Source organism: Nonomuraea sp. NPDC049784 (assembly GCF_040659615.1).
In the GTDB taxonomy this organism is placed as follows: domain Bacteria; phylum Actinomycetota; class Actinomycetes; order Streptosporangiales; family Streptosporangiaceae; genus Nonomuraea.
Map to the genome: position 1 here is coordinate 1 of NZ_JBFAMX010001231.1, position 1,307 is coordinate 1,307.

The window sequence follows — 1,307 nt, forward strand, 5'->3', positions numbered from 1 at the left end:
CCTCGGCCGCCCCTGGCTGGTCAGGAGCCCGCGACCAGGCCGGGCTCACCGCCACCGCGGCCCGGATCCGGAATCTGCCCGGCACCATCGAGCCGCACATACCCGGCATCGACCTGATCCAGGTGGTGGGCGCCGATCAGCGTGTCATCGCCGCCTCGCCCGCGGCACGCGGGCGAGGACCCCTGAGCCAGGTGTGGCCCTCGCCCACCCAGCCCCAGGCCGACGTCGAGGTGTGTGCCACGGACACCGGCCGAGGGTGTCTGCGCCTGGCCGCCGTCCGGGTTTCACCGTCCCCTGCTTCCCCGGTGGTCTACGCCGGCCAGATGGTCTCGCCCATGGCGTCGTCCCGGGTCTTCCGTCTGCTCTGGACCGCCCAGATCGGGCTGCTGATCCTCCTGGCCACCGCGGCGACGTGGAGGATGACCGGGCGCACGCTGGGCCCCATCCAACTCCTGCGCGCACAGCTGGCCACGATCAACGTCAGCGACCTGAGCACCCGCATCCCGTACCCCTCCTGCCGCGGTGAGGTCGCACAACTGCGGTGAGGTCGCACAACTGGTGCGCACGATCAACCACACACTCGGACGGCTCGAGGAGGCCAAAGCCTCCACCGAACAAGCGCTGCAGCGGCAACGCCAGTTCGCCTCCGACGCCTCGCACGAGCTGCGCACCCCGCTGGCCGGCCTGCGCGTGCGCCTGGAGGACGCCCAGATGCATCCCCGCGACACCGACCTGCCCGACCTGGTCCGGCACGCGCTGGACGATCTGGATCGGGTCCAGGGCATCATGACCGACCTGCTCCTGCTCGCCCGGCTGGGTGCCACCGCGCCCCAGGCCATCCAGAAGGTCGATCTGACCAGCCTGGTCCGCACCGAGACAGGCCGGCGTGACGATCGCCACCCGGCGGTCTTGGACCTGCCAGAGCGGGTCGTCGTCGACGCCGTGCCGGGGCAGATCGCCCGGGTGCTGACGAACCTGCTGGACAACGCACAACGGCACGCCACCAGTCAGGTACGGGTAGGGCTGCGCCGCTCAGGATCGCACGCCGAACTGACGGTGAGCGACGACGGTGGCGGAGTGCCACCGGCCGACCAGGAACGGATCTTCCAGCGGTTCGTCCGCCTCGATGAGGCCCGCAGCCGCGACCGCGGCGGCACCGGCCTGGGCCTGGCCATCGCCCGCGACATCGCCACCGCCCACCACGGCACCCTGCACGTCCAGCAGGCTGCGATCGGCGGCGCCAGCTTCATCATGCGGCTGCCCCTGGCCGCCCCAGCCGAGCAGGCAAGCCCGCAGCGGCCGCAGCC

General features: G+C 72.0%; 1 protein-coding gene and 1 pseudogene. Both read left to right on the forward strand.

From position 1 onward, the window contains the following. Positions 1-545, forward strand: a pseudogene (locus AB0J09_RS64985) (hypothetical protein); the annotation flags it as partial. Next, positions 523-1,307, forward strand: a 785-nt coding sequence (locus tag AB0J09_RS64990; protein WP_360714505.1) for a HAMP domain-containing sensor histidine kinase, incomplete at its 3' end; no start/stop codon positions are given. The pseudogene AB0J09_RS64985 and the gene AB0J09_RS64990, both read left to right, overlap by 23 nt.